This is a genomic window from Myroides albus, from assembly GCF_009711045.1.
In the GTDB taxonomy this organism is placed as follows: Bacteria; Bacteroidota; Bacteroidia; order Flavobacteriales; family Flavobacteriaceae; genus Flavobacterium; species Flavobacterium album_A.
Genome location: NZ_WMJX01000099.1, coordinates 1 through 2643, shown reverse-complemented (window position 1 = coordinate 2643; position 2643 = coordinate 1). Strand labels below are relative to the sequence as shown.

Below are 2643 nucleotides of genomic sequence, written 5' to 3'. Positions count from 1 at the left end.
TTACGTCCTAAAAGTCTACATTAGTTTGAAGACATACAAACTGCTTTTATTGGGCCAATATTTTTAATTACTAATTTTTTTGTCATTTTTCACTATAATTATTAGAAGCAAATTTATACTTTTGGAAATACATATCCTATACTTCACAACTTAAAAGAAATTAAATAATATTATTTAAATCTAAAATAATTTCATTTTTAAATATGTTGATTTTTTTTATTAGTTGAGTATTCATTATTTTTATATCATATACATGTGATTAAGCTATCATACAATTATAAGGTAAGTATAGACATTTTATAGGTATTGATTTGATATAGAATTAAAAACCTATAAATTTATTTAGTAAATCTGCTAACAAATTTCCTGCTGTTCCAATTGCAATATTCCATGAACCATCAACTGATTTTCCTAACATTTTTGTAAGCCATTTTTTTGTTTTGTCACCAAATGTTTTATTATCATAGTCATGATTATCATTTAAAATTACATCTTCAATTTCTTTAATATCTTCACTTGATACATTGTTTTCTTCTAATACTTTTGTTAAGTACTTTATATTAGATTTCAAGATATTATTATTTACAATAATATCATTATTATCTCCAGTATTAATAGAGTTTCCATTACCAGAATTATTAATTATTGTTTGATTCATTATACTTGTAATTTCTTTATTCTTAGATATAAGCTCTTTTATTTCAGTAAAAGTATCAAATTCTTTTTCTATTAATAACATAAAATCAAGGAGCTTACTTCTAACATTTGTAATTATTTCAACAATACTTGCTTTAGATATTATTTTTCGACATGATATAAGGCTTAAATAAGGGTTCCCCATATTTCGCCAATTAGCTTCAATTAATGAAGTCGTTTCTGCGCTTAATGGAGATCCTAAAGTTCCTTTTTCTTTTATCAAATTTTCAAGTGATGAAATACTATCTGTAAAATTTGTACGTGTTAAACTAGAATTAAATTTTTTACTCAGCCCTACTGTTGGAATTGCTATATCGGTATATTTGTAATTTCCATTGATCATAGTCCCTTTTAACTCATTCCATATATTTCTTCTATAATCAGGAAGAAGAGTCTCGTCTTTATATCCTGCTAACTCTGAATTTGTCCATTCCAGTAAGCTATCGTTTCCTATTCTTTTTGCTAAAACTTTAGTTTTTAAAAGTGCATTTTGTAATGATGACGTGTCATCTATTAAATTATTTATAATCTGGCTAACTAACTCCATTTCAATTAAGATTTTATACAATAACTTATTTTTAATTAATAACTATACTCTTCATATTGATTATTATCTTTATTTTTTACTATATTTTTATTACCTATATTTTCAATCCACTTCGTCATAGTTTTGGTTTCCATACTATTATTAGAAAAATACCTTATAGCATCAATATCTGCATCAATAAAAGCACACCAAATATTTCCCTTTTGATCAGTTATTAAAATTGATTCCATTATGGTATACAATCCCTTAACGCCGCCACTAACAACACAAAAATTATCATCATCAAAATTTTCTGATTCTCCAAATTGCTGAAAATTATTTAAGAAAGTATCTAAATATTTTCCAGTTAGTCTAGTTATTTCATTTAAATCAATTTCGTCAATGAAATTTAAATCAACAACAAGTTCACTTTGATGTTTATAATTTCCAGAAAAGGTAGTGCCAAATCCGTGAAACTCTTTGCACGCATCACTTTCTTCAATCTCTATGTACCATGATTCACCTTCAAGTCTACGCTTAAAAATTAATTCACAATATTGATCATCAAAATTATTAATTTTAGCATAAGCAGAATTTGGTGTTAAAATTTTAGCTTTTCCAAAAACTTCACCTGTTCTTGCTCCATCATAAATATCTATATTAAAGAAAAAGGAATCAGAAGCAACTCGAAAAATTTTTAAAGTACCATTTTTCATTTTTGCCTTTGATTCATTTTTCCATTCTCCCCACCAAATATTTTTCTCTTTTGCTATATATTCTGAACTATAATGTCTTAATGCTGTTTTGAAAACATTGGATAGATTATTTTTTAGTTTATCTTTTTCTTCTGTTTTACTTTCTATAGTTTCGTCTAAATAATACTGTAAAATTCTTCTACCTCTTAGGTCAAATGGCAAATCTTCGATATTACCATACGCAGTATTTTGAATCATAATAATTCTTTCCCAACCCAGTATAGCTGAAGCATAACCTAATTCATATAACACATTCGGGTTAGGAGTTTTTCTACCACCTTGTTCTTTATTAATTATTGAGATATCACAAACAAAAATATCTGATTTGGCTATTTTTCCTGTTATTGATTCAACGATAGAAGGACTTCCTATAAGGCCATAAGTATCTCTGTCAATAACTGTATCAACATTAAATTTTTTATCTTTAGAAAATATCCTACTAGCTTTTTCCAAAGCATTAAGAATGAAAGATCGATTGTGATTGTTTGATAAATCAGATTGCCAAGAATAGAATATTGTATAATTCATTTAATTTTTAAAATATGCTTTATTATTAATCATGATACATTATTTCTTGATATAATTTTTCTAATTGTAATTTCTTTTTATCAAGCAAACATCTTATACTATTGTAGGCTTCCCTTTTTTAGGACACCTCTAAATTCG

The 2643-nt window shown here is 25.9% G+C and carries 2 protein-coding genes; both read right to left on the bottom strand.

All coding sequences use genetic code 11. The features are described from left to right. Positions 1–322 precede the first annotated feature (322 nt). Positions 323–1243, bottom strand: coding sequence for an AbiTii domain-containing protein (locus tag GJV76_RS15395; protein WP_155093467.1), 921 nt, complete (start codon positions 1241–1243; stop codon positions 323–325). A gap of 35 nt (positions 1244–1278) precedes the next feature. Then, positions 1279–2505: a hypothetical protein gene (locus GJV76_RS15390; protein ID WP_155093466.1), complete on the bottom strand. Its 1227-nt coding sequence runs from the start codon at positions 2503–2505 to the stop codon at positions 1279–1281. Positions 2506–2643: the final 138 nt, after the last annotated feature.

What these genes read in the sequence shown, in the direction of transcription:
- GJV76_RS15390 (WP_155093466.1), bottom strand. Translation starts at nt 2,505, where the DNA reads ATGAATTATACAATATTCTATTCTTGGCAATCTGATTTATCAAACAAT.
- GJV76_RS15395 (WP_155093467.1), bottom strand. Translation starts at nt 1,243, where the DNA reads ATGGAGTTAGTTAGCCAGATTATAAATAATTTAATAGATGACACGTCA.